Genomic DNA, 13,086 nt, shown 5'->3' with positions numbered 1-13,086 from the left:
ATCGCCTAGGGATAGGGGGTGCGGTGATTGGTCAGATTGTGTACTTGCCTGTTTTTGCAGCAAATACCTTCGTGAGCCTTAAATATCGGGTAATTTTTACAGCAAATGGAACCTAAACCTTTTAAAAAGTACAAGTTTTCAGCGATTAATTTTAAAAAAGAGGTGGCGGATCAGTTCCGGATTTTCTCCAAGAAATTAAGGACTTCTCATAGTGATAGTCTCCAGGCTATGCTTCGATTTTTTGACACACACCAGCTTTCTCCTTATGAATCTTTAGGGAATAATATGGATACCTTGGAGCGTAGGTTAAAAAAAAGAATGAATGCAATGATCGCTATTATTAAAGATATTGAAAAAAGGCAAACCAAGCCTACTCAGGCTATGCTTCAATTGCTTTTCGAACAGGTAGCGGCTACCGATGAGAATACCCCGGATATTCAGGAAAGAGAATTATTCAACCCGTCTTCCTGTAAGGAAATTCCTGAATTAAAGGTGGAAAAGGAAGCTCCAAGCCGGGAGGTTCCGGAAGTTTCCTCTTGGGAAATCGCCTATCATAGTGAACAGGAGAGAAGTAAGATGCTTTATGAATTATATTCGGCTATTTCATCTAATGTTCGCTACATCAAACCTGGATTAGGGAAGAATTATTTCCGTTTGGAAATGACCCCGAAACAATGGGAGAAAATTCAACAAAAAATAGAGTATGTATATCACCATCACACCACAGAAACTCGGTAGTCATTACCTGCAAAGTGCCAGTGATTTTGTAGACTATCTGGAAAAAGAAAATCAAGGGAAAACCCAAAATGAAATGGAGGCGTTTTTTGATCCATATGATGATAAAATTTCTGCAGAAGAGGTGAAAGTGTCTATCGATCAAAACACGGCTAAACTAAAGAAAAAAGAGCCTAAATTTTATTCGATCACAATCAATCCCAGTGCGAGGGAACTGGCACATATTGCTGATAAGCCTTCCGCCTTAAAAGCTTATACCCGAAGCCTTATGGAAAACTATGCCAAGGCTTTTCATCGGGAAATAGAGGGACGTAAAATTACTAAGGATGATATTCTCTATTTTGCAAAATTAGAACACCAGCGTAGGTATAAAGGTACCGATAGGGCTGTTCGGGAAAATCGACCTTATATTCAAAAAATTGCTCGTTTACAGCATGAGATGGTACTCATCAAAAAAGGGGAGATGGAAGGAAGTATTCAAACGAAACAGCAAAGCATTCGGGAACTTCAGCAAAAATCGCCGCATCAACAGCAAGGGAAGATGATCGAGGAGGGAATGATCAAGGAAGGGGATCAGCGCCATATTCACGTGCTGGTGAGTCGAAAAGATCGATCTAATCGGTATAGTCTTTCTCCTGGGAGTAGGTACAAAGCGTCAACGACTATGCTTCACGGGAAAGAAGTGAAACGAGGTTTCGATCGGGATCAATTTTTTAAAGCGGCAGAAGAAGTTTTTGATCGGAAATTCAATTATCGAAGAAATTATGTGGAAAGCTACCAAGCTCGAAATACTTTTTTAAAACATCCGGAGAGGTATTTTAAACAACTTCTTCGGCTTCCTGCACCAGAGAAGAAAATAGCTTTCCAACTGCTAAAAGAAAGAGGAGTGAAATTACCCTTAACAACTATTCCCTTGACTTCCTCTCAGCTCGCCGGAAAAATTATGGCGAAGCTTAAAAAAGGGATTACAAAAGCCATCCATTCCGGATCTATTGAATTATGAGTATAGATATTGCTTACCTTTTCGTTTATGTAGCTCCTCTTTTGTTTTTGGGAGTGATTTGTTGGGGACTCTTTACCGAAAGAAGCACCTCAAAAGTCCCTGAAAAATATCAAGTAAAACTTAAGCTTCGAGGAGGACGTTTTAAAATTCAGGATATTAGAAAAGGGGTTTCGATCATCGGAGCTGCAGGAAGCGGAAAAACCTTTAGTGTGGTTTATAATTTGTTGCTGCATTTTAGCAAGTATAAATTTTCTGGGGTGATTCACGATTATAAAGATCAGGAACTTACCGAGATTGCTCTACCTTTATTTGAGGCTGCAGGAGTGCGCTTTTATCCTGTTTCTTTTGATCGGGTTCAATACCGAGTAAATCCCATCGCTCCTCGGTATTTGCCGAATGAAGAGAGTGTCAATGAAGTGGCGAAAGTTTTAATGGAGAATCTGTTAGAACAAAATCTATCTTCTTCGAGCGGAAGCAATCGTTTTTTTACAGATGCAGTGGAAGGGTTACTGGCAGCACTTATCTGGAAACTGAAATCAAGGTATCCGCAGTATTGTAGTTTACCCCATCTTATCGCTGTGTTTCAGTATTTGGATACAAAGAGTCTGGTGGCTTTTCTAAGTAGTGATCTCACCGCAAAAAGTATGGCAGGAGCATTTATCAATGGGATTGATTCTGAAAAGCAAACCGCAGGAGTTAAAAGTACACTTGCTAATGCGTTTAAAAAAATCAGCTCTCAGAAAATGTTTTATATGCTCTCCGCTGATCAGATTCCCTTAGATATCAATGCAGTTGAACATCACGCCGTGATTTCCATTAGTAACAATCCGCAATACGAATCTGCTTATTCCCCGATTATTGCCACTATTATTCATACCATTACCAAGCAGATGAGTGTTCGCCAGCGGGAGGGATCTTTTCTATTGATGGAAGAAGCTCCCACCATCAAATTACCACATATGCACCGTATTCCGGCAACTCTTCGGAGCTATAATATTGCAACGATCTATGTGATGCAGGATAAGATACAAAATGATATGCTTTACGGAGATAAGGCGAGTAAGGCGATTCTGAGTAATCTATCTTATCAGTTTTTCGGAAAGGTGAATGATCCCGATACGGCAAAGTATTATGAGCGCTTTTTTGAAATCATTAAATCTCCTACCAAGAGTGTGAGCAAAAGTAGTGGATTAACTTTACAAAGTAGGGTAACCAAAGGGGAGAAAGAGGTTTCGAAACGGAGGGCTCACGAGTTCTTTAAACTCAAAGCCGGGGAGTTTATCGCTTTTGCTGATGGGAAGGATCGAAAAATAAGATTTAGCTTAGAAAAAATCAATATTGAGGATAGGAGAACAAAATTCGAGGTTAGTTTAGAAAGACAGACAATTATTTATAGAAGTATTTATGAAGATCTAAACAATATTTTTAAAAATTAAATTTAACTTTAATTTTGGTTTTTATTGATAAATATTTATATTTCTATTTTATTATAATAAAAATTTAACTTTTTGATGTTAAAAGCTGCTTCGCTTTACTATTCAGTTTTTTTTCTACTTATAGTAGGTGTTTTCTGTTATTTAATTCTAAATTCTTATACTTTTTTTTTAAGAATGGATGACTATTATGACATGCAAGATAGGATGCTCTTACCCGGACGCCACGGGAACACCTCGGACTACCGCTATGGGTTTAATGGGAAAGAGGCTGATAATGAAATTAAAGGGGAAGGTTTACAAATTGATTATGGTTTTAGAATCTATGACCCCAGACTAGGTAGGTTTTTATCTCAAGATCCATTATTTAAAAGCTTCCCATGGTATACTCCCTATCAGTTTGCAGGTAATAAGCCGATTGAATCTGTAGATTTAGATGGTTTGGAAGAGTTAGATTATAGAGTTTTACAAAAAGATGAAGAATTTGTTTATCTCAGAGTTAGTGTTGATAGGGAGGTTCACTATAATTCAAATCAAGGTAAATTAATAATTCATAATTTGGACAGTAATGAAAAATATGATGATTTTGGTTATAAATATCAAGAATTAGATGAGATGTTTTCAACAAATAGTGAAAAAAATCCACATGTAAGACCTTTTAATTTGATTAATGGAAATCTCAATGAGAAAGGAAAATATTCAATTGTTGTAAATAAAGCTGATTATAAAAAATATGTTGATGATGGAATAATTATAGGAATTTTACCATCACCAAACAGAGTTACGGGTGGAATATCTTTACAAACAGTAGATGTAAAACTAAAACGGAGAAAATCGAGTATAATTATAGTAGGAGATATAGAATCAAATTTTATTTCTTTAGATATAAAATTTGACTCTAATACTGCTGATTTTAAGGAAACAAGTGATTATCGCTCAAATATTGACAATGTAATTAAAGAAGCTGGAAAAGATAATATTATTGAAATTACTACTAATGCTGCATATCCAGAAGGCACTACAGAGAGTACTAAAGTAAGCGGTGATTTGACAGCAGGAGAAATGCTTGATAATAGAGGAGAAGCAATCAAAAAAGAATTAATCAAAAAAGGGGTTGATGAAAATCGAATAAAGCTAAAAAGAGGTAATGTTAGTAGTGGAACTACAAATACTGATTTTGAATTTAAGAAGAAAAAATAATAAATGGGCAAATGAAATTATATTTAATTCTATTAAGTTTATTATATAGTGTTTGTGCTTCTTCACAAAGATTTGTGTTACAAAACAAAGACTATTCGCTATCTATTGAAAAAGACACAATTTTTCATCCATTTCAGTTTAAATATGATCCAATTACAGGATTAAAAAGAAAAGTGATTAGATCAGGAGGTCTTCAAAATAAAAATATTTTTGTGGTTGATTCAATTTATAATGGTTATAATAAATTGAGTTCTGTAAGAACTTTTGTGAATACTAATGTGTATATCGAAAAATCTTTTGATAAGAATGTCGATTATATTGATGCTATTAAAGTTGTTGTTATTGATAAAGAATTTTGTTTTAGGATTTTGTATAATTCTGACATTGAAATTACAGAAATCAATGCAACTATTTTAGACTTTGACAATTATATGGAAGTAAAAGAATATTTATATGAAAGTAATCTTAAAAATGCAAAAAAACCGGGAGACTTATCTTTTAATTTTAAGGATATAGGTTTTTTTAATATAACCTTTAACGAAAAAAATAACATGATAAATAGTATTGTTTTTGTTGAAGACATAAACGAAACGATATTAAACTTTGGTTTCATATTATCGTTTTATAAAAACGAACTTTCTTTAAAAAGTAAAGGTGATATTTTTACTACACAGAATAACACTTTTTATTTTTATTCAGGATTAGTTTATGAATATTATTCTAATAGTAATATTAAATCTAAAAAAAAATTTATACTTACTGAAGATTTAAAAGTATGTAAAGATGGTGAGTGGTTATATTATTCAAAGCGAGGTAAGTTAATACGTGTGGAAAAGTATAATTGCGAGGCAATTCCTGAAAATGTTGAATTAAAAAAAATCCCCCGCTAGCGCTGGGTCTGTAAATTAAACTCTGTCTGATCTTTCAATTCTACTGGGGCTAGCCCCAGTGGAATTGGCGTTTATATCCAGTAGTATTCTGTCTCCAAATTAAATATAAAATTACTGGATTGTAAGGCTCCATTTATGCAAAGGAGCTGTCCACTTCTTCTCGATGTTCCTTGTAGCCAAGTAGATCAGCTTTAGCAGTGACATATCATTAGTAAATGCTCCTTTGATTTTGGTAACTTTCCTGATTTGGCAATGGAATTCCTCTACGGTATTGGTGATGTAAATGATCTTTCTAACGGGTGTTGTGTACTCAAAATACTGTGAGAATTGTTCTGAAGACTTACCCATTTTCGGACAGCTCTAAATTACACAATTGTTTGTTTTTTACTGGGTCTATTCGCAATGTAAATTATTTATATACCTGATTTGTTTTTTTTCTTCTCATTGATTCATGTAGATGATATTTGTTGTAATCTTCCCTGAAGTCTTTAGAAAAACCAATTGACACATTCTCAAAATCCTATACAGAAAAAATAAAAAATTTAAATTTAATTATTAAGAATAATCCAAATTAAAAATTTTTTATTAATTTACTTTCCATAACTTTTTTATATATGATGTACAAAATTACTTTTGTTTCTATAATTCTGCTATTATTTGCTCACACCATTCCCAGTACTCAAAAAAAAATAATTAGAGAAGGTAAATATGATATAGAATGTTACATAGCCTCTAAGAATTTAAAAAAATATAAGGAGCATAAAGTATATTTCTGGTATAAAAGTAGAGAAGTACACAATAGTAAGGGTATGTCTGGCGGTCAAGTATTAGATGGAGAGTTTAAAAAGTTTTTTAAATCTAATCAATTAGCAGAGCAAGGCTACTTTGATATGGGATTAAAAAAGGATCGTTGGTATACTTGGTTTGAAAATGGACAAACTAAATCGATCACTAATTGGAAAAAGGGGCTTCGACATGGAAATTATAAAGAGTTTGATTCTTTAGGAAACCTAGTGCTTACCGGGAAATTTAAAAAAAATGAAAAGCATGGTAAGTGGATCAATTATAAATTTAATGATACAATAAAATACAAACGTGGTAAAATTATTATTAAAAAAATAGATAGCACTAAATCGGGTGGTTTCTTTAGGAAACTTTTCCGTTCTAAAAAGAGGGATTCATTACCCTCTTCAAAAACTGATACTTTAAAAAATCGCGGATTTTTTAAAAAATTATTCTCTAAAAAAAATAAGGATACAGAAATTAACAAACCTAAAAAAGAAGAAAAGGGTTTCTTTAAAAGGATATTCGGCAACAAAGAATCTGAAAAAGCTAAGAAAAAATAGGCATTTTTCTTATGAAAAAAGAAATAGCAATACTCCCATTATTTCAATTATTTATAAAAAACAGTGAGAATGGTAAACGTCTAAAGAATAACGGAGAGAAAATTAAAACTGGTACAATAGCCAACTATTACTATACTTATAATAATTTAAAGGCTTTTTGTGATCAAAAAAACATTGAACTTCGAATTTGTGATTATGCTAAATTAACTAAACGAGAGCGAATTTCTGAAAAGAATTACTGGAAAAAGTTCTATAAAAATTTTACTGGATTTTATATAAAAAAGGATGTTACGATAATTATGTAGGCGCAAATATTAAACACATTCGTACATTTTTTAACTGGTTAGCCAACGATCAAGCTATTTCTACGGGTTCTTATCATAAGTTATTTTATGTTCGCAAAGAAACTATAGAGATTTATGTATTATCACCAGATCAATTAAAATTTTTAATCCACGATAAAGGTTTTCACAACTCCCTAACTTTAGCAGAACAACGCATTAAAGATGCCTTTGTATTTGGTTGCACCACGGGGCTACGCTTTTCTGATTTATATAATTTAACCAATAAAAACGTTGAAAATCGAAACGGAGGTTTTTACCTAAAAACGAGATCCCTTAAAACGAAAGTAGAAACAAGCATTAAACTTCCAGCATATGCTATCGAAATTTATAATATATACAGAACTAATAAAAAAAAAGATAAACTTTTTAAACCTATTAGTTTGTTTATATTTAATCGTACATTAAAAGAAATTGGAAAAAAAGCTCATTTTGATCAACCTATTAATTATCATCGAGAAAAGTTAGGTAATTCGTTTATCAAAGATAAACGAGATTTAAAATTTTACGATAAAATGAGTTCACATATGATGAGAAGAACCGCCATTACCACCTTACTTATTCTGGGTATGCCAGAACATTTGGTAAGAAAAATTAGTGGACATAGTCCTTCAAGTTCTTCTTTTAATCGTTATGTAAATTATGCGCAAGTGTACATAGATAATGAAATAGATAAAGTACACGAACAACTTTTAGAGTAATATTAAGGTGTTTTTCGAGAATTATTTTTCATACAATTCAATTTAATTTCCATCGGTATCAGCAAATAACATTCTGGAGAAAATTGAGGTTTTTACAATTTCAATTTTTTTGATACCGATATCATTTAGAATTTCATAAAACCCTTCAAAATCATCAATTTTGAAAGGTAATTTAATATTTCTTGTAGCGTCATTTTTATTATCAACAGATATTAATTCATAAACCAAATCACCTTCTGTATAAGAATAAATCCTAGTACCGTTATTATTATTAATAGATTCAGTGAAAATTATTCCTAATTCTATATAAATAGATAAAAATTCTTTTAAATTTGAAGATTTAATTGTAATCTTATTCAATTTCGGATAACATGAAAACATTAAATTATATTTTTAAATAATTATTATTCAATTGCTGAAAGCCTAAATGTATCCACTGATTACCTGGTAGGCAAAACGGCTCTGGAACTCGATAAACAAGCTTTAAAACGTATCTAGGAAGTATCTAAACTTAACGACGGGGAAAGGGATAGGATCTTTATGGTGATCGATGCCCTTATCCGTGACTTTAAAGCTAAAAAAGCGTATTCTTCTTGAAAAACAAAAAAGCTACCTCTTTTGGGTAACTTTAGCTTCTTATGTTATTCATCTACAATATCTGGAAGATTTTATATCTTCTGATATTCATCATCTGTATAATTATTAGAAGTGTCCCAAGCATCTCTATATTTTCTATATGGATATTACTTTAATAAATAAAAATACATTTCATTGTTCATGTATTTTCTTGCAATGTCATAACCATATTTAGTTTCTATCAACAATTCAAATATTTAAACACTAATTAAATTATATGTATTATCAGTAAATAATTCGTTTAGGAAAAAGAAAATATTTTTTAAAATTATTTCATTTCAACTTTTCCCCTTCAAATAATTGCAATATTAATTCGTTAGTATATTCTCCTGATCTATCAAAATCTATTGAGAGTATAGAAAACTTTTGATATTTGTAAAACTCTGGAACTCTAGCTTTTAATTGTTATAAAATATAGTGCATAACTTTTTTATTTTCTGCTGCTTCCTTTCCAGTATTAAGGCTTACAGTACAGTACCTACGCATAAAAAAGCTACCCTTATTTGGGGTACCATTAATATCCAATAAAATTGGATATTTTATTTCTAATTATATAGTCGAATATTTTTTCAGAAAATAAAAATTCATCCTTCTCAATCCTTAGCAAATTATCAGAATTTTCAAAATTCTCCTTTATTTCGTCATTTAAATTATTAGAAATAATATAAAATTGATAATCTTCTAATAATAATTGTTCTAAATGCTTTAAAATAACATACAGACTCCCAAAATCTCTAGACATACTACTTATGTTTACAGTACACTGAGGGTTATATATTTTATCTATCGTTTTTTTCCAGAAATGTTCGGGATAACCATAATTTTCTATTTCTCCATTGTATTGAATGTAAAAATTATCGTAAATAAAAATCTCTTCACCTCCTTCATTAAACTGATTATTTATCGAAAATTCACTATTAAATAATGAATTAGATTTTTTCTTTTTATAAAAATTCAAATCAGAAAAAAAATTACTCGTCTTAGATACTTTTTTATTGCGAACTATTACTGTTAAATCAAATCCTGACATTATTTTTTTGGTTCTATTTTATTTATTAAATCTGCTGTATTATCAATAATATTTTCTTCTTTAACACCCCAATCAATTAAATTCTTTTTTTGTTGATTAGATAATGTTTCCCCTGTATAATATATATATTCCATATTCTCTTCAGCAGCTGCTTTTACTTGTTTCTGGACTTGCCATTTTGATATTTTAGATCCTTTTTTAACTTCAATCCAAATAGCATTATCAATATTAATATCTATATCTGTTCTTGAATTAAGTCCTAAATTTGTAATATCAGCATCTATTGCTTTTATTTTATTCGGATGACTAAATTCAATAATATTGGCTAAGTTAGCAACAAATCTATCTCCTGCATCAGTAGTTTTAGGCATCCATATTTTTGCAGTTTTGTAAATTCCTTTAGCACTTTTAGAACCATATTTTATTATTATTCCACTTGCAAAAGGCACTACAGATGCTACGGTATAAGAACCTGCACTAAGCCCGTCATCAGTATCCCCTGTTCGAAGATATTTAGCTGTATAATAAGTAGCCAAAATAGGATCCATAGCTGTATCGACGCCAGGCACTGAACCGATTAACTCTAATCCCATTTCCGTTGGATCTATAATAGCGTATTGAGCCAAATCAGAAACACCATCCAATACCATCAAGGTTTTCTCCTGCTCAGTTAATCTCTTCTCCTGAATGTTACCATTATTCATAGTAGGAAGAGTTAAAGTATGGCCGGTACCTTCTAAAATTTTCTGCATTCCAGTAACACCCTTACTCTTCTTCTTTCCTCTTCCGTATTTCCACCATAAATATATTCTGGAGGTCCAAATTCCTTCAAACTCCGAACCTTCTAAGTCAGTACCATCAATCAATCTGTTCTCTGATAATGCATAAGGCGAGTTATGCGGATATCCGGATGCAAGAGGATCCACAGCAAAGAACCTTCCAACCCTTGGATCGTGCATTCTGAACTTATAATTTATACTGTTTCCTTCACCTTTAACCTCGTTGTCCATCTCTTGCCCTTGGAAGCCGTAGCGGTAATCGCCGGTGTTTCCGTGGCGTCCGGGTAAGAGCATCCCAAAAGGATAAAACAATTTTTGTGAAAAAATTAGGCTTAAAGATAAAAATTATCCAATCGCTTCTCCTAAATAAAAGACATGAGCTTATTTAAAAAATCATAACTGTACTTTGAAGTATAAAAAAAACAACTGTTTACGATAGATTTTTAAGCGAGCTTCTATTTTGTATAATCCTCATTAATTGTTTATAAATTCTTATTAACATTTTTTATACTTTCAGCGCATTTTTTTTTTTAATTTATCATACTTGACTTCATCTACACTGCTATACCCTAACAATACATAATTTTTATTATTACGTTTATTAATATTTAATACTATTGACTTACTATTTAAAATCCTGTCATCTATATTGTCTATTATAAATTTATAATCATAACTATATTCTGGATAATCAGGCAGATAATATTTAATCTCTACCCTTAAATAAGAACTGGAAATTAAACCTGATTTATCAACAATCATATAGTCCAAATATTTTTGATGAATTAATGAATCTTTAGTTATAAATTTGGAATATTCCTTTTTATCCGTATTAATTGGTAACTTTGTACCTTGTTTAAATCCTTCAAAATATAAAACAATAGAATCCTTAGATTTTCTGGAAATATTTACATATTCGTCTTTAGTTTCACCACCACATAAATCAAGAAATGATATATGGGAATTACTTCTATCTAAAAATTCAAATTTTATATTTTCTTGCTCTGTAGAACACGAAAAATACACCAAAAGCTTGAGGAATATTGAATGTATGTAATTCTAAAATATTCAATTTTTATACTTGCAATCTTTTCTTTTGAAAAAAGGTTATTTATAATTTCAAACAGAAACGATTGTTTATTGGCTTAATTTAAAACTGTACAGGTGGCTCACTATGTTCCAAATAATGATATGCTTTTGTAATGTAGAGTAGTTTAATCTAATTAAATATCTGGATGAAGAAGATAAAACAACTACCCTTAAAGTTATCAATAATATGCTTACTAAAAAGAAGTTTAAAGACTTCTTTAATAAAATGTTGCTTCACTTCAGAGAATAAATAGACTCGCTCGTGCTAACTGGAAATTAAAAATTAGAACTATCTATCATCTTGTCTCTTATTTTCTGTTCCCAATTTCTAAACCAAATATTTTTTTTCATATTAGGAATCAAATATTCTATCAATTCCATTAATTTATCAAAAAAAAATACAATATCTTTTTGTAATTCTCTTAAACTAATCAGATAACTAGATTTTAAAAAAATCTTTTCTGTAATATTAACTATTTCTCTATTCTTATGAAAATCTATATTAGTTTCTATCCCCTGATTACTTAAATAATAAACAAAACTATTTACGTTTTCTAAAAAAAGAAAATCAACATAGCCAATCAAATCATCAAGAAAATAAGGAAAATCACCCCACATTTCGACAGGTAAGATAGTTGAGTTCAATTTTAAAGAAAATTTAATATTTTCCTCAGAAAAAATATCTGCAATATCACTAGATATTGATGAAAAATCATCTAATCTTTCATCATATATAAACTTTTTATGTAAATTATTTTTCGATAGCTTTTCTTCCAAAATTAAATCATATTTCATATAATAATCAATTTAAGGTTACTTATCAACAGGAAACGATGATATTTTACCTTGAGAGTTAATAATAATTCTAGCACTATTTGTTGGAACAATATCTCCAGATTCATCTATTATTTGACCTACTCCATCTGGTAAATCATCAAAATCATAAGCTTTACCTATTTCGAACTCACCACCTTCAACTTTAGATTTTATCCATTCAGCTGCTGCATTATTATCTAACCATTGCCCTTGTCTTGAGCTTTGGTTCGGAGCTTTAGCTCTATCCTGTAGTTTTTGTGTAATCTTACTTCCTTGACCATGTCGTGTGAAAGTATGACCAAAAGTTGGTTTACTTTTCCAGCTCCAATTTATATTCTTAAGGATTTTAGGCGCAAACCTATATTCATCTCCATCAAGAAAAAACATTGCAACTTCGAACAAAACAGCCCCACCAGCCTTTCCATCACCTCCAAATGCTTTTCTAGTAGTTGTATAAGCATCTTTTACTACAGCTTCGGATCTTTTAACAACAGGCTCTGTAACTCTTATAAATTCATCAATTTCATCTTGTCCCATATTGGGATCTACTGTTGCTAAGCGAGGTTGCATTAAAACATCTTTACCGGCATTAATAATCGGCTGAGCATCTCTATAAGCCTCTCCGGTAGAGATATAAATTGCTCCCTCTACTGTTCCTTTTAGTTCTTTTGCACCATGTTCAACAAATCCCTGACTTACATCGTTAATATATTTATCAAAAGATTTTGCTACTTTAATTAATTTTGTATAGCCATCTGATATGAGGGGGCCCAACAAAATTTCTTTACCTTCTAATTCAATTCCATCAATAACCCGATTTTCACTAAAAGCATAAGGCGAGTTCCAAGGATATTTAGCACTCAAAGGATCAATAGCAAAGAACCTTCCCACCCTTGGATCGTGCATTCGATACTTAAAGTTAGAACTATTTCCTTCACCTTTAACCTCGTTGTCCATCTCTTGCTTTTGGAAGCCGTAGCGGTAATCGCTGGTGTTCCCGTGGCGTCCGGGTAAGAGCATCCCCAAAAGGATAGTAATCATTGAACGTCTAAAACATTTATTTCAAATAACTTATATCAACTTTAAA

General features: G+C 31.3%; 15 protein-coding genes. 8 read left to right on the top strand and 7 right to left on the bottom strand.

Features of this window, described 5'->3' with window-relative positions:
* Window positions 1-105: 105 nt before the first annotated feature.
* The 5 genes from G551_RS16120 to G551_RS0102185 all read left to right on the top strand — a co-directional run bounded on the left by G551_RS16120 (window position 106) and on the right by G551_RS0102185 (window position 5,261).
* Window positions 106-738 carry a BfmA/BtgA family mobilization protein gene (locus G551_RS16120; RefSeq protein ID WP_051191194.1) on the top strand — a complete coding sequence of 211 codons (633 nt, stop codon included), beginning with the start codon at window positions 106-108 and terminating at the stop codon, window positions 736-738.
* A complete protein-coding gene (gene mobB / locus G551_RS0102200; RefSeq protein WP_027884030.1) occupies window positions 704-1,738 on the top strand; it encodes a MobB family relaxase in 1,035 nt (344 codons plus the stop codon). The genes G551_RS16120 and mobB overlap by 35 nt, the downstream gene beginning before the upstream one ends.
* A complete protein-coding gene (locus G551_RS0102195) occupies window positions 1,735-3,174 on the top strand; it encodes a type IV secretory system conjugative DNA transfer family protein (RefSeq protein ID WP_027884029.1) in 1,440 nt (479 codons plus the stop codon). The genes mobB and G551_RS0102195 overlap by 4 nt, the downstream gene beginning before the upstream one ends.
* A 75-nt stretch (window positions 3,175-3,249) precedes the next feature.
* Window positions 3,250-4,371, top strand: coding sequence for an RHS repeat-associated core domain-containing protein (locus G551_RS16115; RefSeq protein ID WP_027884028.1), 1,122 nt, complete (start codon window positions 3,250-3,252; stop codon window positions 4,369-4,371).
* Window positions 4,372-4,382: 11 nt separating this feature from the next.
* The gene (locus G551_RS0102185; protein WP_027884027.1) at window positions 4,383-5,261 is read left to right on the top strand and encodes a hypothetical protein; all 879 of its coding nucleotides are present in this window, start codon (window positions 4,383-4,385) and stop codon (window positions 5,259-5,261) included.
* Window positions 5,262-5,372: 111 nt separating this feature from the next.
* Here G551_RS0102185 and G551_RS16920 read toward each other — a convergent pair whose 3' ends face one another.
* Window positions 5,373-5,609 carry a transposase gene (locus G551_RS16920; protein WP_084626361.1) on the bottom strand — a complete coding sequence of 79 codons (237 nt, stop codon included), beginning with the start codon at window positions 5,607-5,609 and terminating at the stop codon, window positions 5,373-5,375.
* Window positions 5,610-5,875: 266 nt separating this feature from the next.
* On the opposite strand from G551_RS16920, the gene G551_RS0102180 reads away from it, so the two are divergent.
* Genes G551_RS0102180 through G551_RS16340 form a run of 3 tightly spaced genes read left to right on the top strand, consistent with a single transcriptional unit; the run spans window position 5,876 to window position 7,649 of the window.
* A complete protein-coding gene (locus G551_RS0102180) occupies window positions 5,876-6,607 on the top strand; it encodes a toxin-antitoxin system YwqK family antitoxin (protein ID WP_027884026.1) in 732 nt (243 codons plus the stop codon).
* Window positions 6,608-6,618: 11 nt separating this feature from the next.
* Window positions 6,619-6,912, top strand: a complete 294-nt coding sequence (locus G551_RS0102175; protein ID WP_027884025.1) for a hypothetical protein — start codon at window positions 6,619-6,621, stop codon at window positions 6,910-6,912.
* Window positions 6,876-7,649, top strand: coding sequence for a tyrosine-type recombinase/integrase (locus tag G551_RS16340; RefSeq protein WP_084626360.1), 774 nt, complete (start codon window positions 6,876-6,878; stop codon window positions 7,647-7,649). Before G551_RS0102175 ends, G551_RS16340 begins: the two co-directional genes overlap by 37 nt.
* Before the next feature lie 42 nt (window positions 7,650-7,691).
* On the opposite strand, the gene G551_RS0102165 is transcribed toward G551_RS16340, so the two are convergent.
* The 6 genes from G551_RS0102165 to G551_RS0102140 form a co-directional block, all read right to left on the bottom strand.
* The gene (locus G551_RS0102165) at window positions 7,692-8,009 is read right to left on the bottom strand and encodes a hypothetical protein (RefSeq protein ID WP_156876738.1); all 318 of its coding nucleotides are present in this window, start codon (window positions 8,007-8,009) and stop codon (window positions 7,692-7,694) included.
* Between the two features lie 790 nt (window positions 8,010-8,799).
* A complete protein-coding gene (locus tag G551_RS0102160; protein ID WP_027884022.1) occupies window positions 8,800-9,315 on the bottom strand; it encodes a hypothetical protein in 516 nt (171 codons plus the stop codon).
* Complete coding sequence (locus tag G551_RS16110; protein ID WP_027884021.1) at window positions 9,315-10,388, bottom strand: RHS repeat-associated core domain-containing protein; 1,074 nt, start codon at window positions 10,386-10,388, stop codon at window positions 9,315-9,317. The genes G551_RS0102160 and G551_RS16110 overlap by 1 nt, the downstream gene beginning before the upstream one ends.
* Window positions 10,389-10,607: 219 nt before the next feature.
* A complete protein-coding gene (locus tag G551_RS0102150) occupies window positions 10,608-11,123 on the bottom strand; it encodes a hypothetical protein (RefSeq protein WP_027884020.1) in 516 nt (171 codons plus the stop codon).
* A gap of 336 nt (window positions 11,124-11,459) precedes the next feature.
* A complete protein-coding gene (locus G551_RS0102145) occupies window positions 11,460-11,978 on the bottom strand; it encodes a hypothetical protein (protein WP_027884019.1) in 519 nt (172 codons plus the stop codon).
* Window positions 11,979-11,996: 18 nt separating this feature from the next.
* Window positions 11,997-13,040 (bottom strand): hypothetical protein, encoded by a 1,044-nt coding sequence (locus tag G551_RS0102140; protein WP_027884018.1) that lies wholly within the window; start codon window positions 13,038-13,040, stop codon window positions 11,997-11,999.
* Window positions 13,041-13,086 lie beyond the last annotated feature (46 nt).

Origin of the sequence: Mesonia mobilis DSM 19841 (assembly GCF_000423405.1) — a bacterium.
In the GTDB taxonomy this organism is placed as follows: Bacteria; Bacteroidota; Bacteroidia; order Flavobacteriales; family Flavobacteriaceae; genus Mesonia; species Mesonia mobilis.
Note: the sequence above shows the minus strand (reverse complement) of the source record. Positions and strands in the feature narration are given on the sequence as shown.

Excerpts from the sequence above, each read along its gene's own strand:
- G551_RS0102160 (WP_027884022.1), bottom strand. The coding sequence starts at position 9,315 with ATGTCAGGATTTGATTTAACAGTAATAGTTCGCAATAAAAAAGTATCT.
- G551_RS0102195 (WP_027884029.1), top strand. The coding sequence starts at position 1,735 with ATGAGTATAGATATTGCTTACCTTTTCGTTTATGTAGCTCCTCTTTTG.
- G551_RS16920 (WP_084626361.1), bottom strand. The coding sequence starts at position 5,609 with ATGGGTAAGTCTTCAGAACAATTCTCACAGTATTTTGAGTACACAACA.
- G551_RS16115 (WP_027884028.1), top strand. The coding sequence starts at position 3,250 with ATGTTAAAAGCTGCTTCGCTTTACTATTCAGTTTTTTTTCTACTTATA.
- G551_RS0102185 (WP_027884027.1), top strand. The coding sequence starts at position 4,383 with ATGAAATTATATTTAATTCTATTAAGTTTATTATATAGTGTTTGTGCT.
- G551_RS0102175 (WP_027884025.1), top strand. The coding sequence starts at position 6,619 with ATGAAAAAAGAAATAGCAATACTCCCATTATTTCAATTATTTATAAAA.
- G551_RS16110 (WP_027884021.1), bottom strand. The coding sequence starts at position 10,388 with ATGCTCTTACCCGGACGCCACGGAAACACCGGCGATTACCGCTACGGC.
- G551_RS16120 (WP_051191194.1), top strand. The coding sequence starts at position 106 with ATGGAACCTAAACCTTTTAAAAAGTACAAGTTTTCAGCGATTAATTTT.
- G551_RS0102180 (WP_027884026.1), top strand. The coding sequence starts at position 5,876 with ATGATGTACAAAATTACTTTTGTTTCTATAATTCTGCTATTATTTGCT.
- mobB (WP_027884030.1), top strand. The coding sequence starts at position 704 with ATGTATATCACCATCACACCACAGAAACTCGGTAGTCATTACCTGCAA.
- G551_RS0102140 (WP_027884018.1), bottom strand. The coding sequence starts at position 13,040 with ATGATTACTATCCTTTTGGGGATGCTCTTACCCGGACGCCACGGGAAC.
- G551_RS0102145 (WP_027884019.1), bottom strand. The coding sequence starts at position 11,978 with ATGAAATATGATTTAATTTTGGAAGAAAAGCTATCGAAAAATAATTTA.